The 25562-nt window shown below is 72.3% G+C and carries 26 protein-coding genes; 19 read left to right on the forward strand and 7 right to left on the reverse strand.

The genetic code is table 11. From position 1 onward, the window contains the following. Positions 1–115 precede the first annotated feature (115 nt). From ald to ACZ6B1_RS20265, 9 genes are all read left to right on the forward strand, one after another. Positions 116–1240: an alanine dehydrogenase gene (ald, locus tag ACZ6B1_RS20225; RefSeq protein ID WP_468780185.1), complete on the forward strand. Its 1125-nt coding sequence runs from the start codon at positions 116–118 to the stop codon at positions 1238–1240. Positions 1241–1654: 414 nt separating this feature from the next. After that, the gene (locus ACZ6B1_RS20230; protein ID WP_365122410.1) at positions 1655–2791 is read left to right on the forward strand and encodes a ParA family protein; all 1137 of its coding nucleotides are present in this window, start codon (positions 1655–1657) and stop codon (positions 2789–2791) included. Continuing rightward, positions 2776–3339, forward strand: coding sequence for a hypothetical protein (locus ACZ6B1_RS20235; RefSeq protein ID WP_468780188.1), 564 nt, complete (start codon positions 2776–2778; stop codon positions 3337–3339). The genes ACZ6B1_RS20230 and ACZ6B1_RS20235 overlap by 16 nt, the downstream gene beginning before the upstream one ends. 38 nt (positions 3340–3377) lie before the next feature. Beyond that, positions 3378–4619 (forward strand): segregation and condensation protein A, encoded by a 1242-nt coding sequence (locus ACZ6B1_RS20240; RefSeq protein ID WP_468780189.1) that lies wholly within the window; start codon positions 3378–3380, stop codon positions 4617–4619. A gap of 56 nt (positions 4620–4675) precedes the next feature. Then, the gene (gene scpB, locus ACZ6B1_RS20245; protein WP_468780876.1) at positions 4676–5317 is read left to right on the forward strand and encodes an SMC-Scp complex subunit ScpB; all 642 of its coding nucleotides are present in this window, start codon (positions 4676–4678) and stop codon (positions 5315–5317) included. A gap of 13 nt (positions 5318–5330) precedes the next feature. After that, positions 5331–6395: a pseudouridine synthase gene (locus ACZ6B1_RS20250; RefSeq protein ID WP_468780191.1), complete on the forward strand. Its 1065-nt coding sequence runs from the start codon at positions 5331–5333 to the stop codon at positions 6393–6395. 54 nt (positions 6396–6449) lie between these two features. Further along, positions 6450–7178 (forward strand): NUDIX hydrolase, encoded by a 729-nt coding sequence (locus ACZ6B1_RS20255; protein WP_468780193.1) that lies wholly within the window; start codon positions 6450–6452, stop codon positions 7176–7178. Continuing rightward, complete coding sequence (locus ACZ6B1_RS20260) at positions 7175–8197, forward strand: ADP-ribosylglycohydrolase family protein (protein WP_468780195.1); 1023 nt, start codon at positions 7175–7177, stop codon at positions 8195–8197. Before ACZ6B1_RS20255 ends, ACZ6B1_RS20260 begins: the two co-directional genes overlap by 4 nt. A gap of 4 nt (positions 8198–8201) precedes the next feature. Beyond that, positions 8202–8951, forward strand: a complete 750-nt coding sequence (locus ACZ6B1_RS20265; protein ID WP_468780197.1) for a nucleotidyltransferase domain-containing protein — start codon at positions 8202–8204, stop codon at positions 8949–8951. On the opposite strand, the gene ACZ6B1_RS20270 is transcribed toward ACZ6B1_RS20265, so the two are convergent. After that, positions 8877–9620 carry a nucleotidyltransferase domain-containing protein gene (locus ACZ6B1_RS20270; protein WP_468780199.1) on the reverse strand — a complete coding sequence of 248 codons (744 nt, stop codon included), beginning with the start codon at positions 9618–9620 and terminating at the stop codon, positions 8877–8879. The two genes, ACZ6B1_RS20265 and ACZ6B1_RS20270, sit on opposite strands and share 75 nt — an antisense overlap. A 22-nt stretch (positions 9621–9642) precedes the next feature. After that, positions 9643–10038: a Rieske (2Fe-2S) protein gene (locus ACZ6B1_RS20275; RefSeq protein ID WP_468780201.1), complete on the reverse strand. Its 396-nt coding sequence runs from the start codon at positions 10036–10038 to the stop codon at positions 9643–9645. Between the two features lie 213 nt (positions 10039–10251). On the opposite strand from ACZ6B1_RS20275, the gene aroH reads away from it, so the two are divergent. From aroH to der, 5 genes are all read left to right on the forward strand, one after another. After that, complete coding sequence (gene aroH / locus ACZ6B1_RS20280; RefSeq protein WP_468780203.1) at positions 10252–10614, forward strand: chorismate mutase; 363 nt, start codon at positions 10252–10254, stop codon at positions 10612–10614. After that, complete coding sequence (locus tag ACZ6B1_RS20285) at positions 10611–11696, forward strand: prephenate dehydrogenase (RefSeq protein WP_468780205.1); 1086 nt, start codon at positions 10611–10613, stop codon at positions 11694–11696. Before aroH ends, ACZ6B1_RS20285 begins: the two co-directional genes overlap by 4 nt. 109 nt (positions 11697–11805) lie before the next feature. Then, positions 11806–12498 carry a (d)CMP kinase gene (gene cmk, locus ACZ6B1_RS20290; protein ID WP_468780207.1) on the forward strand — a complete coding sequence of 231 codons (693 nt, stop codon included), beginning with the start codon at positions 11806–11808 and terminating at the stop codon, positions 12496–12498. A 53-nt stretch (positions 12499–12551) separates the two neighbouring features. After that, on the forward strand, positions 12552–13139 hold the full coding sequence (locus ACZ6B1_RS20295) for a lysophospholipid acyltransferase family protein (RefSeq protein ID WP_468780878.1): 588 nt from the start codon (positions 12552–12554) through the stop codon (positions 13137–13139). A 261-nt stretch (positions 13140–13400) separates the two neighbouring features. Further along, positions 13401–14879: a ribosome biogenesis GTPase Der gene (gene der / locus ACZ6B1_RS20300; protein WP_468780209.1), complete on the forward strand. Its 1479-nt coding sequence runs from the start codon at positions 13401–13403 to the stop codon at positions 14877–14879. Positions 14880–14942: 63 nt separating this feature from the next. On the opposite strand, the gene ACZ6B1_RS20305 is transcribed toward der, so the two are convergent. Then, a complete protein-coding gene (locus tag ACZ6B1_RS20305; RefSeq protein ID WP_468780211.1) occupies positions 14943–15332 on the reverse strand; it encodes a hypothetical protein in 390 nt (129 codons plus the stop codon). Positions 15333–15412: 80 nt separating this feature from the next. Further along, positions 15413–16198, reverse strand: coding sequence for a hypothetical protein (locus ACZ6B1_RS20310; RefSeq protein WP_468780213.1), 786 nt, complete (start codon positions 16196–16198; stop codon positions 15413–15415). A 539-nt stretch (positions 16199–16737) separates the two neighbouring features. Between ACZ6B1_RS20310 and ACZ6B1_RS20315 the strand changes: the two genes are divergently transcribed. The 3 genes from ACZ6B1_RS20315 (at position 16738) to ACZ6B1_RS20325 (ending at position 18977) form a co-directional block, all read left to right on the forward strand. Beyond that, on the forward strand, positions 16738–17391 hold the full coding sequence (locus ACZ6B1_RS20315; RefSeq protein ID WP_468780215.1) for a transglycosylase family protein: 654 nt from the start codon (positions 16738–16740) through the stop codon (positions 17389–17391). A gap of 72 nt (positions 17392–17463) precedes the next feature. Beyond that, the gene (locus tag ACZ6B1_RS20320; protein WP_468780216.1) at positions 17464–18465 is read left to right on the forward strand and encodes a helix-turn-helix transcriptional regulator; all 1002 of its coding nucleotides are present in this window, start codon (positions 17464–17466) and stop codon (positions 18463–18465) included. Positions 18466–18761: 296 nt separating this feature from the next. Continuing rightward, a complete protein-coding gene (locus ACZ6B1_RS20325; RefSeq protein ID WP_468780218.1) occupies positions 18762–18977 on the forward strand; it encodes an I78 family peptidase inhibitor in 216 nt (71 codons plus the stop codon). A 106-nt stretch (positions 18978–19083) separates the two neighbouring features. Here the strand turns inward: ACZ6B1_RS20325 and ACZ6B1_RS20330 are convergent, their stop codons facing one another. Together ACZ6B1_RS20330 and ACZ6B1_RS20335 are read right to left on the reverse strand one after the other, a co-directional pair. Further along, positions 19084–20106 (reverse strand): phosphatase PAP2 family protein, encoded by a 1023-nt coding sequence (locus ACZ6B1_RS20330; protein WP_468780220.1) that lies wholly within the window; start codon positions 20104–20106, stop codon positions 19084–19086. A 236-nt stretch (positions 20107–20342) separates the two neighbouring features. Beyond that, a complete protein-coding gene (locus ACZ6B1_RS20335) occupies positions 20343–21659 on the reverse strand; it encodes a hypothetical protein (protein ID WP_468780222.1) in 1317 nt (438 codons plus the stop codon). Between the two features lie 259 nt (positions 21660–21918). Between ACZ6B1_RS20335 and ACZ6B1_RS20340 the strand changes: the two genes are divergently transcribed. Beyond that, complete coding sequence (locus ACZ6B1_RS20340) at positions 21919–23541, forward strand: MFS transporter (RefSeq protein WP_468780224.1); 1623 nt, start codon at positions 21919–21921, stop codon at positions 23539–23541. A 103-nt stretch (positions 23542–23644) separates the two neighbouring features. Beyond that, entirely contained in the window at positions 23645–24835 is a 1191-nt protein-coding gene (locus tag ACZ6B1_RS20345) for an acyl-CoA dehydrogenase family protein (protein ID WP_468780226.1), read from the forward strand. A 37-nt stretch (positions 24836–24872) separates the two neighbouring features. Here the strand turns inward: ACZ6B1_RS20345 and ACZ6B1_RS20350 are convergent, their stop codons facing one another. Further along, positions 24873–25310: a cell division protein SepF gene (locus tag ACZ6B1_RS20350; protein ID WP_199209989.1), complete on the reverse strand. Its 438-nt coding sequence runs from the start codon at positions 25308–25310 to the stop codon at positions 24873–24875. Positions 25311–25562: the final 252 nt, after the last annotated feature.

Below are 25562 nucleotides of genomic sequence, written 5' to 3' on the forward strand. Positions count from 1 at the left end.
GAACACCTTCATTAAACTGGCTCTGCCGCTCGTTCTCCTGCGGTGTCTCCCGGTATGCCCTTGCATGTCTGGGTACGTCTTGTAATGCACCCCCATACCCTCTGAGCCAAGGACCGTGATCGACGTGAAGGTCGGCATCCCCCGCGAGGTCAAGAACAACGAGTTCCGGGTGGCCATCACCCCCGCCGGTGTGCATGAGCTGGTGCGCAACGGCCACCAGGTCGTCGTCGAGCGGAGCGCCGGACTCGGCTCCTCGATCACGGACGAGGAGTACGTCTCCGCCGGGGCGACGATCCTCGGCACCGCCGACGAGGTGTGGGCCGCCGCCGACCTGCTGCTCAAGGTCAAGGAGCCGGTCGCCGAGGAGTACCACCGCCTCCGCAAGGACCAGATCCTCTTCACCTACCTGCACCTGGCCGCCTCCAAGGAGTGCACGGACGCGCTCATCGAGTCCGGCACCACGGCCATCGCCTACGAGACCGTCGAGCTGCCGAACCGCGCGCTGCCGCTGCTCGCCCCGATGTCCGAGGTCGCGGGCCGGCTGGCCCCGCAGGTCGGCGCCTACCACCTGATGCGCCCGGCCGGCGGCCGCGGTGTGCTGCCGGGCGGTGTGCCGGGCGTGACCCCGGCCAAGGCCGTCGTCATCGGCGGTGGCGTCTCCGGCTGGAACGCCACCCAGGTCGCCGTCGGCATGGGCTTCGACGTGACCCTGCTCGACCGCGACATCAACAAGCTGCGCGAGGCCGACAAGGTCTTCGGCACCAAGGTCAAGGCCATCATGTCCAACTCCTTCGAGCTGGAGAAGGCCGTCCTGGACGCCGACCTCGTCATCGGCGCGGTGCTCATCCCGGGCGCCAAGGCCCCGAAGCTCGTCACCAACGAGCTGGTGTCGCGCATGAAGCCCGGAAGTGTCCTTGTCGACATCGCGATCGACCAGGGCGGCTGCTTCGAGGACTCCCGTGCCACGACGCACGCCGAGCCGACCTTCCGCGTCCACAACTCGGTCTTCTACTGCGTCGCCAACATGCCGGGCGCGGTGCCGAACACCTCCACCAACGCCCTCACCAACGCCACGCTGCCGTACATCGTCTCCCTCGCCAACAACGGCTGGGTGGAGGCGCTGCGCCGCGACGCCGCGCTCGCCAAGGGCCTCAACACCCATGACGGCAAGGTCGTTTACAAGGAGGTCGCCGAGGCCCACGGCCTGGAGCACGTGGAGCTGGAGTCCCTGCTCGGCTGACCCCCGCGACCTGGCGTGTCGCCAAGTCGCCAACCGGTGAAAGGCGATTCGTCAACACGCGTCGTCAACACCGAACGCCCGGCCGGACCTTGCCCGACAAGGTCCGGCCGGATGTGTGTATGGTCACTTTGCCGCTTGCGGTCAACTCGCCTCGAACGTAACCCTTCGACCGATTCGCACACCGGTGAAACCTGCTGTGCGACGCCCGTACGCCCTTGACAGAGGGATGTTTCATTGCCGACACATCCTGCCGGGTCCGGCGGATTGTGTTGCTGCGGACCGCCGACACGCCATAGAGTCGCCAACCGTCGGCATGGTGCCACGCTGACCTTGTCTAGAAGTTTCCTGGTCACCAAGGAGGTAAGACGACTTGTGAATGAGTCGACATTTACTCCCGGGGGTGGTCAACCAGGAATGCCGGTACGGGGCCAGGCCGGTTCCGCGGGATTCGAGGCTGTCGGCTCCGTCGCTGTGCGCACCTTCGCAGCCCACCAGACTCCGGGTCCGCAGACGGTCCGGACAGCACACCACAGCATGGATGGCCATCACGTGAACGCCATGGCCGGCGACGGAAGTGGCGCGCCCCACAACCAGCTCGCCGACTACGACGAACTGCCCGAGGGGCACTTCTACGACCCCGACGCCGAGTACGAGCCCGATCCCGAGTACGCGGCCACGCTCGCGCCCGACGCGGCCCGCCAGCGCCGTGAGCGCATCGGTCCGACCGGACGCCCGCTGCCGTACTTCCCGATCCCCGGCCCGCTGACCGACCACGGCCCCGCGAAGATCATCGCGATGTGCAACCAGAAGGGCGGCGTCGGCAAGACCACGTCGACCATCAACCTGGGTGCCGCGCTCGCGGAGTACGGCCGGCGCGTGCTGCTCGTGGACTTCGACCCGCAGGGCGCGCTGTCGGTGGGTCTCGGCGTCAACCCCATGGAGCTCGACCTCACCGTCTACAACCTGCTCATGGAGCGGGGCATGTCGGCGGACGAGGTCCTGCTGAAGACGGCGGTCCCCAACATGGACCTGCTGCCCTCCAACATCGACCTGTCGGCCGCCGAGGTCCAGCTCGTCTCCGAGGTCGCGCGCGAGTCGACCCTGCAGCGGGCGCTCAAGCCGCTGATGGACGACTACGACTACATCGTGATCGACTGCCAGCCCTCGCTCGGCCTGCTCACGGTCAACGCCCTGACGGCCGCCCACAAGGTGATCGTTCCGCTGGAGTGCGAGTTCTTCGCGCTGCGTGGCGTGGCCCTGCTGACCGAGACCATCGAGAAGGTCCAGGAGCGGCTCAACCCCGACCTGGAGCTCGACGGCATCCTCGCCACGATGTACGACTCGCGCACGGTGCACAGCCGTGAGGTGCTCGCGCGCGTGGTCGAGGCGTTCGACGACCACGTCTACCACACGGTCATCGGCCGCACGGTCCGCTTCCCGGAGACCACCGTCGCCGGCGAGCCGATCACCACGTACGCCTCCAACTCCGTCGGTGCCGCCGCCTACCGCCAGCTCGCCAGGGAGGTGCTCGCCCGGTGTCACGCCGAGTGAGTCTGCCCGGGGCCGACGAACTGTTCCGTACGACAGGGGGGATGGCGCTCCAGCCGTCCACGCCCCGGCGCGGGGCCAACGGCGAGGCCCGGGTGCCGGCTCCCGCGGGGGAGAGCGACGACGCGGCCGCTGAGGACGCGCCGTCGGCGGTGCCCGTCCAGGGCGGTGACGGAGAGGGCGCGGAGCACGCCGCGGCGGACGCGGAACCGGCCGGGACCGCCGAGTCCCGCACCCGGCCCTCCCGGCGCCAGGCGCCGCCGGAGGGTTCGGCCGCCGCCGCTGCCTCCGAGGCCGCGCAGCCGCGCAAGCGCGGGCGGGCGGCGAACCGGCGGCCCAGCGGGCGCGAACGGCACGACGAGAAGATCACGGTGTACGTGTCCGCCGAGGAACTGATGGACCTCGAACACGCACGACTGGTCCTGCGGGGCGAGCACGGCCTCGCCGTGGACCGCGGCCGCATCGTCCGCGAGGCGGTCGCCGTGGTCCTGGCCGACCTGGAGTCCCGAGGGGACGCGAGCATCCTGGTACGGCGGCTGCGGGGTCGGTAGTCGGCCCAGCGGGCGCCAGGCGATAGCCTGCGACGGCCATGACCCCGAACGACGCCCCCGCCTCCGGCCCCGGTGCCGGCCGCAGGCGTGCGCTGGGCCGTGGACCGGGCACCACGTCCACGTCCCACCCTCAGCCCGCCGAGCCGCACACGGCTCCGCCGGAGCCCGCGCCGACACCTCCGCCGGACAGCGCTCCGGCTCCGGCCCACGCCGAACCCGGACCACCGGGCGCGGGCGTGCCCGCCCCGGCGGAGCGGGGCGCGGTGGCCGGGAGCGCCGCTTCACCGCCGGAGACCGCCGAGCCGGAGGCGCCTGCCGGGGACGGGTCCGGCCAGGACGCCCTTGAGCCGTCCGGGGCCCCGGACGAGGCCCGGCCGCCGGCCGAGACGGAACCGGCGTCCGGCGGCGACGCCGCCGTCGGACCCGAGGCCGGGCGGGCCGAGGACGGGGAGGCGGGGGAGGCCGCCGCCGACGGTGTCTTCAAGGTTCGGCTCGCCAACTTCGAGGGGCCGTTCGACCTGCTCCTCCAGCTCATCTCCAAGCACAAGCTGGACGTCACCGAGGTCGCGCTGTCCAAGGTCACCGACGAGTTCATGGCGCACATCCGGGCCATGGGCCCCGACTGGGACCTGGACCAGACGACCGAGTTCCTCGTCGTCGCCGCCACGCTGCTCGACCTCAAGGCCGCCCGGCTGCTGCCCGCCGCCGAGGTCGAGGACGAGGCCGACCTCGCGCTGCTGGAGGCCCGGGACCTGCTGTTCGCGCGGCTGCTGCAGTACCGCGCGTACAAGCGGATCGCCGACATCTTCAACGAGCGCCTGGACGAGGAGGCCCGCCGCCATCCCCGGACCGTCGGCCTCGAACCCCAGCACGCCGAGCTGCTGCCCGAGGTCGTCATCAGCATCGGCCCCGAGGGGTTCGCCAGGCTCGCCGTCAAGGCGATGCAGCCGAAGGCCAAGCCGCAGGTCTACGTCGAGCACATCCACGCCCCGCTGGTCAGCGTGCAGGAGCAGGCGGGGATCGTGGTGGCGCGGCTCAGGCGGCTGGGCGAGGCCAGCTTCCGGGTGCTGGTCGAGGACACCGACGACACCCTCACCGTCGTGGCCCGCTTCCTGGCGCTGCTGGAGCTGTACCGGGAGAAGGCCGTCGCCCTGGAGCAGGAGGCCGCCCTCGGGGAGCTGCTGGTGCGCTGGACCGGCGGGGACACGGACGCGGCACCGATGGTCACCGACGAGTTCGACCGGCCGCCCGAGGAGCCCAAGGAGGAGAAGAAGGCGTGAGCGAGACCACCGAGGCACCCACGGACCCCACCGGGGCACCCGCCGGGACCACCGAAGTGCCCGCCGGCGAGCCCGCGGGCCTGCGAGCCGTCGCCGGGCTGGAACTCAAGCCCGCCCTCGAAGCGGTCCTCATGGTCGTGGACGAGCCGGCGACCGAGGAGCACCTGGCCCGCATTCTCGAGCGGCCCAAGCGGCAGATCGGGGACGCGCTGCGCGAGCTGGCCGACGACTACACCATGCAGGGCCGCGGCTTCGAGCTGCGGTTCGTCGCCGGTGGCTGGCGTTTCTACACCCGCGCCGAGTACGCGCCCGCCGTCGAGCGGCTGGTCCTGGACGGCCAGACGGCCCGTCTCACCCAGGCCGCGCTGGAGACCCTCGCGGTCGTCGCCTACCGCCAGCCGGTCAGCCGCAGCCGCGTCTCCGCCGTGCGCGGAGTGAACTGCGACGGCGTGATGCGCACCCTCCTCCAGCGCGGTCTGGTCGAGGAGGCGGGCACGGAACCCGAAACAGGTGCGATCCTGTACAGGACGACGAACTACTTCCTGGAGCGGATGGGCCTGCGCGGCCTGGACGAACTTCCGGAGCTCGCGCCCTTCCTCCCGGAGGCGGAGGCGATCGAGGCCGAGACCCAGGAGGGGGTCCCGTCGTTCGACCCGGACGCGCCCGACGCGCCCGGCGGTCAGGACGCAGACGACTAAGACGGAAACCTTGATGCGAAGCAGCGGCAGCGGCAAGAGCGGCGGGCGCGGTAACTACCGCGGTGCCGGCAACGACAGGGACCAGAAGCAGGGGCAGGGCCGGCCCCGCAAGCCCCGCCCCGAGGAGCGCCGCTACGACGTGGGCCCCGGGGCCTCCCCGGACGGCCCCAAGTCCGGGCGCGGCGGCTCCGCGCGCGGCGGCGCCAAGGGCGGCCCGAAGCAGTCCCAGCAGCGCGGCGGCCGTTCGGCCCCGGCGCGCTCGCGCGAGTACGAGACGCGGGTCGAGGAGCGCAACCGGGAGCGGTACGCGGGCAAGAAGGACGTCAAGCTGCCCAAGACCTTCCCCGGCGCCGAGCAGGAGGGCGAGCGGCTGCAGAAGGTGCTCGCGCGTGCGGGCTACGGCTCCCGCCGCGCCTGCGAGGAGCTGATCGAGCAGGCCCGGGTCGAGATCAACGGCGAGATCGTGCTGGAGCAGGGCCGCCGGGTGGACCCGGAGAAGGACGAGGTCAAGGTCGACGGCCTGACCGTCGCCACGCAGTCGTACCAGTTCTTCTCGCTCAACAAGCCCGCCGGTGTCGTCTCCACCATGGAGGACCCGGAGGGCCGCCAGTGCCTCGGTGACTACGTCACCAACCGCGAGACCCGGCTCTTCCACGTCGGCCGGCTCGACACCGAGACCGAGGGTGTCATCCTGCTCACCAACCACGGCGAACTGGCGCACCGGCTGACCCACCCGAAGTACGGCGTGAAGAAGACGTACCTCGCGGCCATCGTCGGCCCCATCCCGCGCGACCTGGGCAAGCGCCTGAAGGACGGCATCCAGCTCGAGGACGGCTACGCGCGCGCGGACCACTTCCGGGTGGTCGAGCAGACCGGCAAGAACTACCTGGTCGAGGTGACCCTGCACGAGGGCCGCAAGCACATCGTGCGCCGCATGCTCGCCGAGGCCGGCTTCCCGGTGGAGAAGCTGGTGCGCACCTCCTTCGGCCCGATCACCCTGGGCGACCAGAAGTCGGGCTGGCTGCGCCGCCTGTCCAACACCGAGGTCGGGATGCTCATGCAGGAGGTCGACCTCTAGAGAGGTTGTGCTTCCGGACACCCCCTTTTATAGTCTCAGTGACTATTAAAGGGGGTGTCCGTGCTGCAGGGCTACGACAAGAACGCCTACGAGCCTTTCGCCGTCACCGTCGACCTCGCCGTCCTGACCGTCCGCGAGGGCGCGCTGCACGTGCTGCTGGTCGAACGCGGGCAGGAACCGTACGCCGGCCGGTGGGCGCTCCCCGGCGGCTTCCTGCTGCCCGACGAGTCCGCGGAGACGGCCGCCCGGCGCGAACTCGCCGAGGAGACCGGCCTGGACGACGTCTTGGGGCTGGACCTGGAGCAGTCGCGCACCTACAGCGAGCCGGGCCGCGACCCCCGGATGCGGGTCGTCTCCGTCGCGTTCACCGCGCTGCTGCCCGAGCCCCCCGAACCCCGCGGCGGCGGCGACGCGGCCCAGGCCCGCTGGCTGCCGTACGGCTCGGTGGGGCCGCTCGCCTTCGACCACGACCGGATCCTCGCCGACGCCCACGAACGCGTCGGCGACCGGCTGGAGAACACCCGCGCCGCCACCGCCTTCTGCCCGCCCGAGTTCACCCTCGGCGAGCTGCAGCAGGTCTACGAGACGGTGTGGGGCACCGCCCTGGACCGGCCCAACTTCCGCCGCAAGGTGCTCGCCACCCCCGGGTTCGTCGAACCCGTCCCCGGCGCCGCCCGGCTCACCGGCGGACGCGGCAAGCCGGCCGCCCTCTACCGCGCCGGCCCCGCCACCGCCCTGCACCCGCCCCTGCTCCGGCCGTCCCGGGAAGGAAGCCCCGAATGACCACCACCCGTCCGGGCAAACGCGCCGCCACCGGTTCCCTCCTCGGCCTCGCCCTCGGGGACGCCCTCGGCTATCCCACCGAGTTCAAGACCGTGCCGCTCATCCTCTCGATGTTCGGTCCCTGGCGGGAGATGGAGCCGGCGCAGCTCGCCCGTGTCTCCGACGACACCCAGATGACCCTCGCGGTCGGCCGCGGGCTCCGCACGGCCATGGAGCGCGGGGACCTCGCCCCGAAACGGCTGGAGCGGCCGCTGCGCGAGGAGTTCGTGGACTGGTACCTGTCGCCGGACAACAACCGCGCCCCCGGCAACACCTGCCTGACCGCGTGCGACCTGCTCAAGGAGGAGGGCCGCGCCTGGCAGGACGCCAGCCAGGTCGGCTCCAAGGGCTGCGGCGCCAACATGCGCGTCGCCCCCGTCGGCCTCGCCCCCGGTCTGACCGGCGAACAGCGCGCCGGCGCCGCCCAGTTGCAGTCCGCGCTCACCCACGGGCACCCCACCGCGCTGGCCGCCTCCGACCTGACCGCCCATGCCGTGCACCTGCTCGCCCGGGGCACCGACCCGGCCGGGCTCGTCGGACGGCTCCGCAGCTACGCCTACGACAACCGCACCCGCTACGACCACGACTGGCTCGGCGACCTGTGGACCCGCTCCCAGGACCCCGGCCCCGAGCACTTCATCGCGCGCGGCTGGGACGAGTGCCTGGACATGCTCGGCCGCCTCCAGGAGGCCGTGCGCACCGTCTCCCCGGAGACCGATCCCTGCCTGGCCACCGGCGAGGGCTGGATCGCCGAGGAGGCCCTCGCCACCGGGCTGCTGTGCTTCCTGCTCTTCCCCGACCAGCCCGTCACCGCCCTGCGCCGGGCCGCCTGCTCCTCGGGCGACTCGGACTCGATCGCCTGTCTGACCGGGGCCTTCGCGGGCGCCTGGCTCGGCGCCGACGCCTGGCCCGCCGACTGGGCCGGGCGGATCGAGTACCGGGGCGACCTGTTGGCACTGGGAGCGCTCTGGGACGCTTAGGCCCATGATCGACGACCTCGACATGGACCTGACGCCCGTGATCGCAGAGCAGCCCCACCCCCTGCTGTTCGCGACCGTCTCCGGAGCCCACCTGTACGGGTTCCCCTCCGAGGACTCCGACCTCGACCTGCGCGGCGCCCACCTGCTGCCCGCCGCGGACCTGGTCGGGCTGCGCGAGCCGGAGGAGACACGCTCGCGGACCTGGGTGCGGTTCGGCGTCGAGATGGACCTCGTCACCCACGACGTGCGCAAGTTCGCCCGGCTGATGCTCCGGCGCAACGGCTATGTGCTGGAGCAGCTCCTGTCGCCCCTTGTGGCTCACACCTCCGAGGCGCACCGGGAGCTGGCCGCCCTCACCCCGGGCGTGCTCACCGGCCACCACGCCCACCACTACCGCGGGTTCGCTGTGACCCAGTGGCGGCTATTCGACAAGACCGGCGAACTCAAGCCGCTGCTCTACACGTTCCGCGTGTTGCTCACCGGCATCCATCTGATGCGCAGCGGCGAGGTGCAGGCGCATCTGCCCACCCTGCTGGAACAGGTGGACGCGCCCGCCTACCTGCCCGAGCTGATCGCCGCCAAGGCCGAGCGCGAGCACGGCACCGCCGACGTCGACCACGCGCGCGTGGAGGCCGACGTGGAGCGGCTGCACGCCGTGCTCGACGAGGCGCAGGCCGCCTCAGCACTGCCCGACGCCCCCAGCGCGCACGACGCCCTGCACGACTTCGTCGTACGCGTCCGCCTGGCGGGCTGAGTCCCGGCGCGCCCGGAAGAGGAAGCCGGCCACGCGCGCGCGGTCCGGTTCCGGCGGCAGCGGGGTGCCGTGCAGGGCCTCCTCGGTCTGCACGGCGATCCGGGCCATGCGGGCCTCGACCTCCGGCCAGGGGATCTCGCCGCGCTTCACCGCCAGCAGCGGCTCCCGCTCGTCGCCGACGTCGATCCGCAGCTCCCCGGTGCGCAGCAGGTCCCGCGCGCTCATCAGCAGACGCAGCAGATGCATGGCGTGCTTCCAGCGCGGGGCGCCCGTCGTGCGGATGTCGGCGTCGAGCTTCCTGCCCTGGCCGAGGGCGTAGCGCGTGAAGGTGTCGGACACCTGCCGGGAGAGGAAAGCGCCGCGCAGGGATAGCAGTTCGCGGCCGGTGTCGTCCGCGTGCTCCACCAGCGGGGAGTGCAAACACTCCAGGATGTTCGGGTTGCCGCGCAGCGCCAGCTCGCAGAACCGCTCCAGCTCCCAGGAGAACCGCTCCTCGCCCGGCCCCTCCACGTGCGCCGGCGGCTTCTCGAACCGCCAGAACAGGGGAGTGGGGGCGAGGAACACGCCCCGCCGGTCGGTGTCACTGGCCTCGGTGGCCAGGCCGAAGGCCCGCGAACCCATGACACAGGCGTAGATCGTGTGGTCGCGTACCAGGTCCTCGGGCTGCATCCCCGGAGCGTACGCGGGCCGCTCACGCCAGGTGGATCGAATTTCCCTCCACCTTGATCGTCTCGGCGGGCAGCGGCCGGGTCGCCGGGCCGTGCGCCACCGAGCCGTCGGCGATGTGGAACCTGCTGCCGTGACAGGGGCAGTCGATGGTGCCGTCGGCCACCTTGCTCACCGTGCAGCCCTCGTGCGTGCAGATCGCCGAGAAGGCCTTGAAGTCACCCTTCGACGGCTGGGTGACCACGATCTTCCGCTCCTTGAAGATCTTGCCGCCGCCCTCGGGGATGTCGCTCGTGCTCGCCAGCTCCATGCCGCCGGGCGACGGGGAGGAGCCCGTCGAACCGCCGCCGCTCCCGCAGCCGGTGGCCAGCGCCGCCGCGCCCGTCGCGAGAACCGTGCGCCGTGTCGTGCTGTAGGTCATGCGTCACTCCGAACATCGGCAGTAGGAAAAGCCACGATTTGCGACATCTTCGCACCAAAGGTTCCTCTGTCGCAGGAAGCGGCGGGAGGGAGGACGCGGCCGTCACCGGGTCGGCCCCGCGTCTCAGCGGGCGGTCGCGGTGCGCCCGGTGGTGCGGGCCTGACTAGGCTGGACGGGCCAGGAACGAAACGCATGTCAGCAAGGAGCAGCGCCGTGGCGGTACGAGCGGTCCGGGGGGCCGTCCAATTGGAGCGGGACGAGGCCGGTCACATGGACGAGCAGGTCGGAGCGCTGCTCACCGAGATCCTGGAGCGGAACGGACTCACCGCCGACGACCTGATCAGCATCTGGTTCACGGCCACCCCCGACCTGCACAGCGACTTCCCGGCCGCCGCCGCCCGCAAGCTCGGGATCGTCGACGTCCCCCTGATCTGCGCCCAGGAACTGGACATCGAAGGCGCCATGCCCCGCGTCGTCCGGGTGCTCGCGCACGTCGAGTCGGACCGGCCCCGCGCCCGGATCGCCCACGTCTACCTCGGCGCCGCCGCCGCCCTGCGCAAGGACATCGCCCAGTGAGAACCGCACTCGTCATCGGCACCGGGCTCATCGGCACCTCCGCCGCGCTCGCCCTGACCCAGCGGGGCGTCGTCGTCCACCTCACCGACCACGATCCCGAGCAGGCCCGCACGGCGGCCGCGCTGGGTGCCGGCACCGACGAGGCCCCCGACGGCCCCGTGGACCTCGCCATCGTCGCCGCCCCGCCCGCACACGTCGCCGGCGTCCTCGCGGACGCCATGACCCGCGGCGTCGCGCGCGGCTACGTCGACGTGGCCAGCGTCAAGGGGGGTCCGCGCCGCGAGCTGGAGGCGCGCGGCCTCGACCTGTCCGCCTACATCGGCACCCACCCCATGTCCGGCCGGGAGAAGTCCGGCCCGCTGGCCGCGACCGGCGACCTCTTCGAGGGCCGCCCCTGGGTACTCACCCCGACCCGGGACACCGACACCGAGGTCCTCAACCTCGCCCTGGAGCTGGTCTCGCACTGCCGGGCCGTGCCGGTCGTCATGGACGCCGACGCCCACGACCGGGCCGTCGCTCTCGTCTCCCACATGCCCCACCTGGTCTCCAGCATGGTCGCGGCCCGCCTGGAGCACGCCGAGGAGGCGGCCGTACGGCTGTGCGGGCAGGGCATCCGGGACGTGACCCGGATCGCCGCCTCCGACCCCGGGATGTGGATCGACATCCTCTCGGCCAACCCCGGCCCGGTCGCCGACCTGCTCGCCGACGTCTCCGCCGACCTGGAGGAGACCGTCCGCGCCCTGCGCGCCCTGCAGTCCTCCGACGAGGACAAGCGCCGCGAGGGCGGCTCGGGCATCGAGGACGTGCTGCGCCGCGGCAACGCGGGTCAGGTGCGGGTACCCGGCAAGCACGGCAGCGCGCCCCGCGTGTACGAGACCGTCGTCGTCCTCATCGACGACCAGCCCGGCCAGCTCGCCCGCATCTTCGCGGACGCGGGACGGGCCGGGGTCAACATCGAGGACGTCCGGATCGAGCACGCGACGGGGCAGCAGGCCGGTCTCATGCAGCTCCTGGTCGAGCCCAAGGCGGCGCCCGTGCTGAAGGAAGCGCTGCGCGAGCGGGGCTGGGCGCTGCGGCAGTAGGAAGACGGCCGTCCGTTCGGGTCGCCCGTACCCAGTAACCTTGTCCAGGGCGCCCTCGCGCTCCGGCCCCCCGCCCCCGCCCCCGCACCGCACCAGGAAGGTGTCCCCCGTGGAAAACGGCGCCCCGACCGCCAAGCCCGTGATCGTCGCGATCGACGGCCCCTCCGGCACGGGCAAGTCGAGCACGTCGAAGGCCGTGGCCGCGAAGCTCGGCCTGAGCTACCTCGACACCGGCGCCCAGTACCGGGCCATCACCTGGTGGATGGTGGCCAACGGCATCGACCTCGAGGACCCGACCGCCATCGCCGCCGTCGCGGGCAAGCCGGAGATCGTCTCCGGCACCGACCCGTCCGCCCCGACCATCACGGTCGACGGCGTCGACGTGGCCGCCCCGATCCGCACCCAGGAGGTCACCTCCAAGGTCAGCGCGGTCAGCGCGGTGCCCGAGGTGCGCACCCGGATCACCGAGTTGCAGCGCTCGCTCGCGGCCGGCGCCGAGCTCGGCATCGTGGTCGAGGGCCGGGACATCGGCACCACCGTGCTGCCGGACGCCGACCTGAAGATCTTCCTCACCGCCTCCCCGGAGGCCCGCGCGGCCCGCCGCAGCGGCGAGCTGAAGGGCGCCGACGTCCACGCCACCCGCGAGGCCCTGATCAAGCGGGACGCCGCCGACTCCAGCCGCAAGGCCTCCCCGCTCGCCAAGGCAGGCGACGCGGTCGAGGTGGACACCACCGAGCTCACCCTCGCCCAGGTCATCGAGTGCGTCGTCACCCTGGTCGAGGAGAAGCGGGCGGGGAAGTGAGCCTTCCGTCGGAACGGGGCGCCGAGGTCGGGCGGCGCATCGGCGTCGGCCTGATGTACGGGCTGTGGCGGCCGCGTGTGCTAGGCGCCTGGAAGCTGCCCGCGAGCGGGCCGGCGATCCTCGCCGTGAACCACTCGCACAACATCGACGGGCCGATGGTCATGGGCGTCTCGCCCCGGCCGACGCACTTCCTGATCAAGAAGGAGGCGTTCGTCGGCCCGCTGAACCCCTTCCTGACCGGCATCGGCCAGCTCAAGGTGGACCGCGCCTCCGCCGACCGCACCGCCATCACCCGGGCCCTCGGCGTGCTGGAGGCCGGGGGAGTGCTCGGCATCTTTCCGGAGGGCACCCGGGGCGAGGGCGACTTCGCCTCCCTGCGGGCCGGGCTCGCGTACTTCGCGGTGCGCAGCGGGGCGCCGATCGTGCCCGTGGCCGTACTGGGAAGCACCGAGCGGCCCGGCCGGTTGGTAAAGGCGCTGCCCCCGCTGCGCTCCCGCGTGGACGTCGTCTTCGGCGACCCGTTCGAGGCGGGCGACGGATCGGGGCGGCGCACGCGCAGCGCGCTGGACGAGGCGACCGAGCGCATCCAGAAGCAGCTCACCAGCCATCTGGAAAACGCCAGGCGCCTCACCGGGCGCTGAGCCCTGCCCGGTGGATCATGCCGGAGACGAGGGGCCTGGCACGCCCGTCCGCGGCGTTGTCGTCGGTCCCCGAAGCTCCGCGTCGACTCGCTCCTCCGCCTTGCGGCTGGACGCACCAGGCCCCGCTCGGCGGCGTCGGTCGGATACCGTTGATTTCCTCCGGCCTGATCCACCGGGCAGGGCAGGCGACACTTGAGTAGTGGATCAGCCCACCAGGGCCGCTCCACCGATCACCACGATGAACGACGAGGTACGGACTTCATGAACGACCAGACCCAGCCCGGCGACTCGGCTGAGCACGAGTACGACCACGGGGCTCTCGGCGACGCCGAGTACGCGGAGTTCATGGAGCTCGCCGCGGAAGAGGGCTTCGACATCGAGGACGTCGAGGGCGCCATCGAGGCGGCGGGCCACGGTCCGCTGCCCGTGCTCGCCGTCGTCGGCCGTCCCAATGTCGGCAAGTCGACCCTGGTGAACCGGATCATCGGCCGCCGTGAGGCCGTGGTCGAGGACAAGCCCGGCGTCACCCGCGACCGCGTCACCTACGAGGCCGAGTGGGCGGGCCGCCGCTTCAAGGTGGTCGACACCGGCGGCTGGGAGCAGGACGTCCTCGGTATCGACGCCTCCGTCGCCGCACAGGCCGAGTACGCGATCGAGGCCGCGGACGCGGTCGTCTTCGTCGTGGACGCCAAGGTCGGCGCCACCGACACCGACGAGGCGGTCGTACGGCTGCTGCGCAAGGCGGGCAAGCCCGTCGTGCTGGCCGCCAACAAGGTCGACGGCCCCAGCGGCGAGGCCGACGCCACCTACCTGTGGTCCCTGGGCCTCGGCGAGCCGCACCCCGTCTCCGCCCTGCACGGACGCGGCACCGGCGACATGCTGGACGCCGTCCTCGAGGCGCTGCCCGAGGCGCCCGAGCAGACCTTCGGCACCGCGGTCGGCGGTCCGCGCCGCATCGCCCTCATCGGCCGCCCGAACGTTGGCAAGTCCTCCCTCCTGAACAAGGTGGCGGGCGAGGAGCGCGTCGTCGTCAACGAGCTGGCCGGCACCACCCGCGACCCGGTCGACGAGCTGATCGACCTGGGCGGGGTGACCTGGAAGTTCGTCGACACCGCGGGCATCCGCAAGCGCGTCCACCTCCAGCAGGGCGCCGACTACTACGCCTCGCTGCGCACCGCGGCCGCCGTCGAGAAGGCGGAGGTGGCCGTCATCCTGATCGACGCCTCCGAGAACATCTCGGTCCAGGACCAGCGGATCGTCACCATGGCCGTGGAGGCGGGTCGCGCGGTCGTCCTCGCCTTCAACAAGTGGGACACCCTCGACGAGGAGCGCCGCTACTACCTGGAGCGCGAGATCGAGACCGAGCTGGGCCAGGTCGCGTGGGCGCCCCGGGTCAACGTCTCGGCCCGTACCGGCCGGCACATGGAGAAGCTGGTCCCGGCGATCGAGACCGCCCTCGACGGCTGGGAGACCCGGGTCCCCACCGGCCGGCTGAACTCCTTCCTCGGCGAGCTGGTCTCGGCCCACCCGCACCCGGTCCGGGGCGGCAAGCAGCCGCGCATCCTGTTCGGCACCCAGGCCGGCACCAAGCCGCCGCGGTTCGTCCTCTTCGCCTCCGGCTTCATCGAGGCCGGCTACCGGCGCTTCATCGAGCGCCGCCTGCGCGAGGAGTTCGGCTTCGAGGGCACCCCGATCCACATCTCGGTGCGGGTGCGCGAGAAGCGCGGCAAGAAGAAGTAACCGGCCCCTCCGGCATGGCGAAGGGCGGCCCCCCGTGAACGGGGGGCCGCCCTTCGCCATGCCTCAGGCGCCGCGCCGCGGAGCGGGCGGCAGCCCCGCCGGAACGTGATGCATCCCGGTGTCCTGCTGCCGCCCCAGCGTGCCGACCCGCTGCCACTGCGGCTGCTGCTGACCGCCGCCCTGCCGGGCGCTGTACGCCCCCGCGCTGTAGGCGCTGTAGGAGGTCATACGGTACGAGCCGGTGCTGTGCGGGGTGTTCCCGAAGGCGTAGAACCCCAGCTCCTCCTCACCACTGCGATCACCCGGCAGCGTACGGAAGGCCTTGACCCACTCCGCGTAGAGCGAGTCGTAGATCGGCGTGGCCGATGCCGCGACCGAACTCTCCCCCACCCGGGCGGACGGGACGGAGGCGAAGGAGGACCGGCGTGGAGGAGGAGTGTCATATGCGTGCACGTATGTCCAAACGACCGGAATCTGAAAGGGATGCGGTCGTACAAGTGGGGGCGCGCTCCCGGCCTGCCGCCGGGCGGACCTCAGGTGCCCGCGAGGGGCAGCGCCGCCGCCACCAGCTTGCCGGTGGCCGCGGCCCGGTCGAGGGAGCCGCGCAGCAGGTCCTCCCGGGGCTGGCGTCCGATGGACCCCACCGGCGCCGCGAACATCAGCACCTGCTGGTGCTTGTTGGCGGCGGCCCGCCAGCTGTCCGTCACCTGCAGCGGCTGGTGCGCCTGCCACCAGGCGACCGGCTGACCGCCGCCCGCACCCGGCTGGAGCACCGCGTGGAGCTGGCCCATCGCGAGCAGGACCGACCAGCCGTGCAGCACCGGCGGGACCGACGCCAGCTCCATCACCGGCATGAAGCCCTGCTCGATGAGCAACGGCAGGAAGTCGTCGCCGGCGCCGAAGGAGCCGGGGCGCACGATGGGCGCCGTCGGCTCGACGACCAGCGCGGGGTGCAACTCGCCCTCGATCAGCACCAGTCCGCTGGTCACACCGAGCACGGCCTGCTCGGGCACGGACCGCTGAGGGGCGCCGTCCGCGGCCGGGCGGCCGCCGATGGACCGGACGGCGCCCTGCAACTGCTCCTCGGTGACCTGGACGACCTGCGAGGGCAGGCAGCCGGCGTGGGCGAAGGCAAGGACGGCGGTCTCGTCGCCGACGAACAGAACGGTGCTGGTGCGCTCCTGCTCGGAGTCGCCCGGGGTGCGGCAGGACGTGCAGTCGTAACTGCCCGGGGCGTTCTCTCCGGCGAGCAGCCGGTCGGCTTCTTCGTCGCCGATCTCGGCGCGTACTGCGTCACTGACGTCGAGCATGCGCGGCACGGTGGCTCCCTCGGGATGCGGTGCTGGGTCGGCCGGGTGGCTCCCGGCCGCTGAGCCCCGGGGGTTCCGGGCTCATGAAGAAGACAACGGGCGTCCTGTGGTGGGGGTCACGCCCCGGGGGCGACGGAATCGAACCATCCACCGCACAGGGTCACCGCCGGTGCGGAACCGGACACTCATCGTCAAGTCCGCGTCAGGTCAAGGCACTTGAACGAGTGAAGTGGGTCACGCCCCGGTCGTGCTTGTGGTCGAAAAATCATGAAATCCATGTACGAAACGGCTGGCCGAAAATCGTCGATACCTGAGGTAACCGCGAACTGGCCTGGAACGACGGCGACTTGGTTGAAACAGCCGGTCCGTTCTCTCTACATTCCTCCGCCGTGTGCATCGAGCACCGCTCGGGTACGTCCGCCGGCCGGCCAGGCAGAGCACGATCGCCGCACCGGCCGCGGCGGACGGGGCGGGCGCGAGGAACCGCGGTCCTGCGCGGCGAGGCGCGCTCCGCCCGGGGGAGCCCGGGTTCGTGGAGAGGGAACCACATGTCCGATTGTGCCGATACCACCCGCCGCACCGCCCGTCCCGACGGCGCCCGCAAGGGCCGTACGACGGCGGCCGCCCTGGCCGGAGCCGCGCTGCTGGCCCCGCTGGGACTGCTGGCCGCCACCGGCGACGCGACCGCCGCGGACAACGGGGTCTGGGACCGCATCGCCCAGTGCGAGAGCGGCGGCGACTGGCACATCAACACCGGCAACGGCTACTACGGCGGGCTCCAGTTCTCCGCCGGCACCTGGCGCGCGTACGGCGGCGGCGCCTACGCCCCGACGGCCGACCAGGCCTCCCGGAGCGCGCAGATCGCCGTCGCCACCAAGGTCCAGCGGGCCCAGGGCTGGGGTGCCTGGCCGGTCTGCTCGGGCCGGGCCGGAGCCACCGGGACCGCCCCGGCGAACGGGTCGGGCGCGGCGGCCGGCAGCGGCGCGACGACGAAGCCGGCGCCGGCGGCGAAGCCCGAGCGCACGGCGGCCCACACCGGCCGCGACGCGGCGCGCGGGGACTACACCGTCCGCCAGGGCGACACCCTGAGCGCCATCGCCGCCCGGCACGGCACCACCTGGCAGCGGATCTACGCCGCCAACCGGAACGTCATCGGCGACGACCCGAACCTGATCGTGCCCGGCCGGCGCCTGGCGCTCTGAGCGAGCCGTGCACCACAGCCGCTGTCCCGTCGAGGACAGCGGCTGTCCGCATCGGCCGGCAGACTCGGCGCCATGTTGGAGACCTCGGCACGACTGCTGCGTCTGCTCTCGCTGCTCCAGGCCCACCGCGAGTGGTCCGGCGCCGAACTCGCCGACCGGCTCGGCGTCACCCCGCGCACGGTCCGCCGGGACGTGGACCGGCTGCGCGAGCTCGGCTACCCGGTCAACGCGAGCCCGGGAACCGGCGGTGGCTACCAGCTCGGCGCGGGGGCCGAGCTGCCCCCGCTGCTGCTGGACGACGACGAGGCCGTCGCCGTGGCCGTCGGCCTGCGCACCGCCGCCGGCCAGGGCATCGAGGGCATCGGCGAGACCTCCGTACGCGCCCTGGCCAAGCTGGAACAGGTGCTGCCGAACCGGCTGCGCCGCCGGGTGGGCGCGCTCAACGCCTTCACCGTGCCGATGCTGCGCGGCGGCCCGCCGGCCTCCCCGGTCGACCCGGCGCTGCTCACCGAGATCGCCCATCTGTGCCGGGACGCCGAACGGCTGCGCTTCGAGTACCGCACGCACGACGGCTCCGCGAGCCGACGCAGCGTGGAACCGCACCGGCTGGTCTGCACCGAGCGGCGCTGGTACCTGGTCGCCTGGGACGTCGACCGGGCGGACTGGCGGACCTTCCGGGTCGACCGCATCACCCCCAGGCCGCCGCACGGGCCCCGCTTCACCCCGCGTGAGCCGCCCGCCGAGGACCTCGCCGCCTATGTCTCCAAGGGCGTCTCCACGCGCGCGTACGCCGAGCGGTCCGCGGTCCGGCTGCTGGTGCCGCTGGAAGAGGCCGCCGAGCGGATCTCGCCGTCCGCCGGGACGCTGGAGGCCGACGGCCCGGGCACCTGCGTCCTGCGCAGCGGCGCGCCGAGCCTGGAGGTGATGGTGATTCACATCATGATGACCGGCTTCCCGTTCGAGGTCCTGGAGCCCGCCGAGCTGACCGTGTCGATCAGGAGGATCCGCGACCGGCTCGACGGGGCCCTGGCCCGGTCGGCGGGACCCCACGGCGGTGTCGCACCGAATCCATGAAATTCCCATGCGGCGTCAGCTCTCCCGGCACCCCTGCGGATTCGACGCGGAATCATGCCGCGGACCGGCCCCGATCGATGGCCCGGCGCTTTCCGCCGGCCAATTCGAGAGGGTGCTCCGGCGCGCGAGAATTCTGTTCGAATACCCCGGCGAACGAGACGGAAACCCCCGATCGTGTGACGGAGTTCGAAGAAAACGGGTTCCGGAACCTGTGACAGAAGCGTGACAGGAGGGGGACCGAAGGCCTGCCGCCGGCGCGGCTTCCGTCGCCGCCCGATGCGGCCTAGCGTGGCCGCATGGCACCGATTCCCACTCCGCCAGCGGAGCCCCAGGACAGTCCGGACGGGTACGTCGGCCTCGACGCCCCGAACGCCGAGCGGCTCGCCCGGCAGCGCGGGTGGTCGACGGTACGGTCGCTGCCGCCGGGCGCGATCATCACCATGGAGTACCGGGTGGGCCGGCTCAACTTCGAGGTGCGGGACGGCCGGGTGACCCGCGCCTGGAAGGGCTGAGCACCCCCCGGTACGGCGAAGGCCCCGCTCCCGGAAGGGGGACGGGGCCTTCGCCGTGGCGGCGGGGTCAGTCGTGCGTACCGGACCCCCGCCGCCTCGGCGGGTGTCAGCCGCCCGAGACGGGACGGGCGGGCTGGGAGGCGCCGCGCGGCAGCCGGTCGGCGTGTGGCGGCCGGCGGCTGCCCGCCGGGGTGACCGGGGTGCGCTCCGAACGCGCCGTGTGCGGGCCCGGGGCCAGATGGATCGGCGCCCGGGGCCCGCGCACCGACGCCACCGGCTCGCGGACCGGAGCGGACTGCTCGGCGGCCGCGGTGCGCGGCCCCAGCACCACGGGGACCGGCACGGCCGGCGCCGGCACCGTACGGCCGCGGCGGGCGCGCCAGCGGTCGCGCAGATCGAAGATCGCGGTCTCGGCGCGGGCGATCAGCGGCTCGCACCAGGGCAGCGCGAGCAGGATCAGCAGGCCCGCGGCCCAGCCCAGCAGCACGTCGCTCAGCCAGTGCGTGCCGAGGTAGACGGTGGCCATCCCGACGCCCAGCGAGGTCACGGCCGACACGGCGGACAGCCAGCGGCGCGCGGTCGGGGTGGAGGCCAGATACGCCAGGATTCCCCAGGTCACCACGGCGTTGGCGGTGTGGCCGCTGGGAAATATATCGCCGCCCAGACCCATCTCGTTCGAGCCGATCACGGTGGCGTAGTGCGGGCCGAGCCGGCCCATGCCGTACTTGGCGGCGCCGACCGTGATGTTGAGCAGCAGCAACGAGGCGCCGAGGGTCAGCAGCGGGCGGAGCGTGTGCTGCCGCCAGGAGCGCCAGCCCAGCCAGGCGGCGACCATCACGGCGGTGGGGCCGCGCTGGCCGAGCACCACGTAGTAGTCGACGAACCAGTGGATCTCCGACCACTGCTGGTACGGCCGGAAGAACATGACCTGCCAGTCGAGCCGGACCAGCCAGGAGGTGATCACCACGGCCCAGACGATCGCCAGGTAGAAGGCGAGAGTCGCGGTGAACAGCACGACCCGGTGCCGGCTCATCCGCGGCACATCGAGGTGGGCCGGCCGTTCCGGCTCGCGGTCCAGCCTGGCGAACACCCGGTCCAGACGCCGGGTGAGGTTTAGTTCGGTACGCACCCGATCGACGTTACAGTGAGTGCGCTCTGTTCCCGGTCGAAACAGCGGCTTTGTGATGACGATGTGATGTGGGAAACCTCTCAGGAGCCGCTGAATTCCTGGGATTCCGCAATCCGGTGAACCTGCTTCCTGCAATTCCTTTGATCATTCCAGGCGGCGGTTATATGGCGCTTATGAATTCGTTCACCGAATCATGGGGTGGAATTCAGGAGGTGCTCATCGGCCGCCGGAGTCGATCACGGAGGACCCGAGCCGTTCAGCCAGAACGCGCCGTACACCGCCGTCGCCGCGGCCAGACCCGCCGTGACCAGGGCCGATCTTGAGGTCCGCGGCCGGGCCAGGGCGCGGGCGAGCGGGAACAGCAGCGGGAAGGCCGGCATCAGCAGTCGCGGCTTGGACCCGAAGTAGCTCGAGGCGCACAGGGCGAGGGCGAGGACGACACCCGTGTACACCAGCAGGGGGAGGGGCTGACGCTGCCGCACGCCGGTCACGTACAGCATGATCAGCAGGGCCACGCCGATGACCAGGCCCGCTCCGGCGAGAGCCGACGGGAATGACGTGAACTTGTCGATGACGAAGCGGGCGAAGGCGTACCCGCCGTCGAACCCGTTGCGCCAGCCGGCCTGCACGTCCAGGTAGCCGAGGGGTCCCTTGCCGGTGCGGTGGCCGACCCACAGCACATAGCCGGCCGCGCCCAGCGGGGCGAGGAGCAGTCCGAGTGAGCGGCGCCATGAGGGCGCGAAGGGAGCGCAAGGGGTGCGCGACGGAGCGTGCGTCATGTCGTGCGCGCCCTCTGGAGCGCAGGGGGCACACCTCGGTTCGTGCGCGCCGTCGGTATGCGCGACGCGCCCGGCGCACACCCCGGCCGCCGGGCCGGAAGCGTGGCCGCCGTCGTGCACGTCGCGCGCGCCCCGCTCGCGCACGAAAGTGAGCACGCCCGCCACCCACACCGCCGCGACCACCGCCAGGCCCACCGGCCGGGTCAGCCCCGCCAGCGCCGCCAGCACACCCGCCCCCACCCACCGGCCGGTCAGCACGGCGTACAGCGACCAGGCGGCCAGCGCGGTGAACAGGGACTCGCTGTACGCCATCGACTGCACGATCCCGACGGGCAGCACCGCCCACAGCAGCACCGCGCAGACCCCCGCCCGGGGCCCGTACACCCACTCCGCGACCGCGAAGATCCCCCCGGCCGCGGCAAGCGAGGCGAGCAGGGCGACGACCACGCCGGCGTGCGCGTACGACAGCGGCGTGACGCCGTGCAGCAGCCGCTCCAGCCAGGGCAGCAGCGGGAAGAACGCCAGGTTGGAGTGGACGTCGCCGTTCGGCAGGCGGACCTCGTAGCCGTAACCCAGCTCGGCCACCCGGGAGTACCAGAGGGAGTCCCAGCGCGCGCCCAGCAGGGTGAGCGCGCTCTTGCCGCGCGCGGCGCTCCACGCGGCCAGCACGAGCAGGCCGAGGGCACGGACGGCCGCGTACCCGAGGAGGGCCGGGGCCGCCCGGCGCAGGAGGGTGCCGCGGGCCGGTGCCGCGCGCGTCGCAAGGTCGGTCACGGGCTCGATTATCGACCGGGTCCGGAACCGGGCCGCCCGCCGGGCATGCGCGGCATCGTGCGAGGTGGCGTACGCCACACGGGTTCGCTCCCGCGTGTGAGAGGTCCGCCACGTGTGCCCACGACGGACTCGCGTACGCTGGCGAGTCACCCGCGTGGGTTTGCGCGGGCCGGAGACCCCGCTCCTCTCCGGCCGTACGACGGAGAGTCCCCACTCCGCCGATCCGCCGCACGCGAGGGATCATCTGGGAGGTACGTACATGTCCGGGACGACCACGGCTGCCGTTCGGCCGTGCCGTCGGGCGGCCGGGGCCGGTGCCAACCGCTGGGTCGTCCTGGTCGTCCTCTGTGTCAGCCTGCTGCTCGTCGCCGTCGACGCCACCGTGCTGCACGTGGCGGTCCCCGCCGTCACCGAGGACCTCAGGCCCGGCGCCGTGCAGCTGCTCTGGATCGTCGACGTCTACCCGCTGGTCTGTGCCTCGCTGCTGATCCTCTTCGGCACGCTCGGCGACCGGATCGGACGCAGGCGCGTGCTGCTCCTCGGCTACGCCCTGTTCGGCGTCGCCTCCGCCGTGGCCGCCTTCGCGCCGAGCGCCCAGACGCTGATCCTCGCCCGCGCGCTGCTCGGCGTCGGCGGCGCGATGATCATGCCCGCGACCCTGTCGATCCTCCGCCAGGTCTTCCCGGACCGGCGAGAGCGCGCGCTGGCCATCGGCATCTGGAGCGCGGTCGCCGCCGTCGGCGCGGCCGTCGGCCCACTGCTCGGCGGCTTCCTGCTGGAGCACTTCTGGTGGGGCTCGGTCTTCCTGGTCAACATCCCGCTGATGCTGGTCAGCCTGCCGGTCGGGCGCATGCTGCTGCCCGAGTCCCGGGGCGAGCGCGACGGGCCCTGGGACGTCACCGGCGCGCTGACGGCGGCGGCCGGCCTGTTCGGCGTCGTCCTCGGCGTGAAGCGGCTCGGCGGCGGGGAGTCCGCCGCGAGCCCGTTCACCCTGGCCCCGCTGCTGCTGGGCGCGGCGCTGCTGATCCTCTTCGTCCGGCGCCAGGGGCGCCGGACGCATCCGCTGGTCGACCTGCGGATGTTCCGGCGGCCGGCGTTCAGCACCTCGGTGGGCTGCATCGTGCTGGCCATGCTCGCGCTGGTCGGCCTCGAACTGATCGCGGCGCAGTACCTGCAACTGGTGCTGGGTCTGTCGCCGCTGCGGACGGGTCTGCGGCTGCTGCCCCTGACCGTCGCGGCGATGGCGGCGGGCCTCGCGGGCGCCCGGGTGCTGCGCCGCTTCGGCCCGCGCCGGATGGTCGGCGCCGGCTTCTGCCTCACCGCCGCCGCGGTGGTGACACTGACCGCGATGGGCGGCGAGGACAACGCGCGGCTGCTGCTCTGCGGCTTCGTACTGCTCGGCTTCGGCCTGGAGACCACCCTCTTCGGCGCCTACGAGTCGATGCTCAGCGAGGCCCCGGCCGAGCAGGCCGGCGGTGCGGCGGCGATCGGCGAGACCTCGTACCAGCTCGGCGCCGGGATCGGGATCGCGCTGCTCGGCAGCGTGATGAACAAGGCCTACGCGCCGGGCCTCACGTCGGTGCCGGGCGTCCCCTCGGACGCCTCACGGGCGGCGGGCCACTCGCTCGGTGAGGCCTACGAGGTCGCCGGGCGCCTGGGCGGGCCCGCCGGTGAGGCCCTGCGCCGGGCCGCCCGGGACTCCTTCGTACACGGACTGCATGTGACCCTGCTGGTCAGCGCCGGGCTGCTGCTGCTGGGCGCGATGATGGCGCTGCGGCTGCCGCGGACCATGCAGTGCGGCGAGCAGGGCGCGGACGAGGCCCCCGAGGTGGGGGCGGTGCCGGCCCCGCGGGAGCCGCAGAAGCCGAGGGTGTCGGCCTGACCCCCGCTCTGGACGTGCGGGAGACTGCACCGTAACGTCGCCCCGAGAGACGTAACTAGCGCTGCTAGTTTTTGGTGAGTTCCAGTGTTCCGGAGGGTGTCCCATGTCCGCGTCCGCGAAGCTGCCCCCGTTCGACGCCGCCGACCCGCTCGGGATCGACGACCTGCTCGACCCGGAGGACCTGGCGATCCGGGACACCGTCCGCGGCTGGGCCGCCGACCGGGTGCTGCCTCATGTCGCCGACTGGTACGAGAAGGGCGAGCTGCCCGGCATCCGCGAGCTCGCCCGGGAACTGGGCGGCATCGGCGCGCTCGGCATGTCCCTGACCGGTTACGGCTGCGCCGGCGCCACGGCCGTGCAGTACGGGCTCGCCTGCCTGGAGCTGGAGGCGGCCGACTCGGGCATCCGGTCCCTGGTCTCCGTGCAGGGCTCGCTCGCGATGTACGCGATCCACCGGTTCGGCAGCGAGGAGCAGAAGCGGGAGTGGCTGCCGCGGATGGCCGCCGGCGAGGTGATCGGCTGCTTCGGGCTCACCGAGCCCGACCACGGCTCCGACCCCGCCTCCATGCGCACCCACGCCAAGCGCGACGGCGACGACTGGGTGCTCAACGGGCGCAAGATGTGGATCACCAACGGGTCGGTGGCCGGGGTGGCCGTCGTCTGGGCGCAGACCGAGGACGGCATCCGCGGGTTCGTCGTGCCGACCGACCGCCCCGGCTTCTCGGCGCCCGAGATCAAGCACAAGTGGTCCCTGCGCGCCTCCGTCACCAGCGAGCTGGTCCTGGACGACGTACGGCTGCCCGCCGGCGCGGTGCTGCCGGAGGTCACCGGCCTGCGCGGGCCGCTCGGCTGTCTGTCGCACGCCCGCTACGGCATCGTCTGGGGCGCCATGGGCGCGGCGCGCAGCAGTTTCGAGGCGGCCGTGGAGTACGCGAAGACCCGGGAGCAGTTCGGGCGGCCCATCGGCGGCTTCCAGCTCACCCAGGCGAAACTCGCCGACATGGCGGTGGAACTGCACAAGGGGATCCTGCTCGCCCACCATCTGGGGCGGCGGATGGACGCCGGCCGCCTGCGTCCCGAGCAGATCAGCTTCGGCAAGCTCAACAACGTCCGCGAGGCCATCGAGATCTGCCGTACGGCGCGGACGATCCTCGGTGCCAACGGGATCTCCCTCGAATACCCCGTCATGCGGCACGCGACCAACCTCGAGTCGGTGCTCACCTACGAGGGCACCGTCGAGATGCACCAGCTCGTGCTGGGCAAGGCGCTCACCGGGCTCGACGCCTTCCGGTGAGCCCCCGAAGGAGGCAGGGCCGGTGAGCGGCCCTGCCTCAGCTCTGGTTGAAGAAGCCGTCCTCGCGGCGTGCCGCCGGCTCACCGCTGACGATCTCGGTGTTCGAGGGCGTCAGCAGGAACACACGGTTCGCGACCCGCTCGATCGTGCCCCGCAGGCCGAAGGTGAGCCCGGCCGCGAAGTCCACCACGCGCTTGGCGTCGGAGGGCTCCATCGCCGTGAGGTTCATGATGACCGGGACGCCGTCCCGGAACAGTTCGCCGATGGCGCGGGCGTCCCGGAAGCTGTCCGGGGTGACCGTGCCGATCCGGCGGCCCTTCTCCTCGGCCGTGTCCGTGGCCACCTTCACCCGGGGGTCCGTGACCCAGGCGTCCGCGGACTCGGTGCCCTCGGAGTAGTCGTCGTCGTAGTAACGCTCGTCATCGTTGTCGTCGACGAGGCCGAGCCACGCACTCGCCTTGCGTACCGATCCCATGGACGCCTCCTCTCACAGCTGTCTTCTTGCTTTCGGCATCCCTATGGTCATCCATGATGCGGACGGTGCGCCAAGTGGATAGACGCCGCGCGGGGGGTTTGTGACGGTACTGGTGCACAGCGGATACGTCGAGAGCCCAAGTACCCCAAGGGTCGTGACTCATACGGCTGCTGACTCTGAGTGAAATATGATTGTCGTCGGCGGATGGGTGATACACGGAGCGTACGGGTGAACGGCATACCTGATACGAGC

The sequence above is a fragment of the Streptomyces sp. NPDC041129 genome, from assembly GCF_055592265.1.

Excerpts from the sequence above, each read along its gene's own strand:
- ACZ6B1_RS20320 (WP_468780216.1), top strand. The coding sequence starts at position 17,464 with ATGTTGGAGACCTCGGCACGACTGCTGCGTCTGCTCTCGCTGCTCCAG.
- ACZ6B1_RS20260 (WP_468780195.1), top strand. The coding sequence starts at position 7,175 with ATGACCACCACCCGTCCGGGCAAACGCGCCGCCACCGGTTCCCTCCTC.
- ACZ6B1_RS20265 (WP_468780197.1), top strand. The coding sequence starts at position 8,202 with ATGATCGACGACCTCGACATGGACCTGACGCCCGTGATCGCAGAGCAG.
- ACZ6B1_RS20275 (WP_468780201.1), bottom strand. The coding sequence starts at position 10,038 with ATGACCTACAGCACGACACGGCGCACGGTTCTCGCGACGGGCGCGGCG.
- ACZ6B1_RS20345 (WP_468780226.1), top strand. The coding sequence starts at position 23,645 with ATGTCCGCGTCCGCGAAGCTGCCCCCGTTCGACGCCGCCGACCCGCTC.
- ACZ6B1_RS20350 (WP_199209989.1), bottom strand. The coding sequence starts at position 25,310 with ATGGGATCGGTACGCAAGGCGAGTGCGTGGCTCGGCCTCGTCGACGAC.
- ACZ6B1_RS20295 (WP_468780878.1), top strand. The coding sequence starts at position 12,552 with ATGTACGGGCTGTGGCGGCCGCGTGTGCTAGGCGCCTGGAAGCTGCCC.
- ACZ6B1_RS20325 (WP_468780218.1), top strand. The coding sequence starts at position 18,762 with ATGGCACCGATTCCCACTCCGCCAGCGGAGCCCCAGGACAGTCCGGAC.
- ACZ6B1_RS20230 (WP_365122410.1), top strand. The coding sequence starts at position 1,655 with ATGCCGGTACGGGGCCAGGCCGGTTCCGCGGGATTCGAGGCTGTCGGC.
- ACZ6B1_RS20270 (WP_468780199.1), bottom strand. The coding sequence starts at position 9,620 with ATGCAGCCCGAGGACCTGGTACGCGACCACACGATCTACGCCTGTGTC.
- ACZ6B1_RS20315 (WP_468780215.1), top strand. The coding sequence starts at position 16,738 with ATGTCCGATTGTGCCGATACCACCCGCCGCACCGCCCGTCCCGACGGC.
- ACZ6B1_RS20340 (WP_468780224.1), top strand. The coding sequence starts at position 21,919 with ATGTCCGGGACGACCACGGCTGCCGTTCGGCCGTGCCGTCGGGCGGCC.
- ACZ6B1_RS20240 (WP_468780189.1), top strand. The coding sequence starts at position 3,378 with ATGACCCCGAACGACGCCCCCGCCTCCGGCCCCGGTGCCGGCCGCAGG.
- der (WP_468780209.1), top strand. The coding sequence starts at position 13,401 with ATGAACGACCAGACCCAGCCCGGCGACTCGGCTGAGCACGAGTACGAC.
- ACZ6B1_RS20250 (WP_468780191.1), top strand. The coding sequence starts at position 5,331 with ATGCGAAGCAGCGGCAGCGGCAAGAGCGGCGGGCGCGGTAACTACCGC.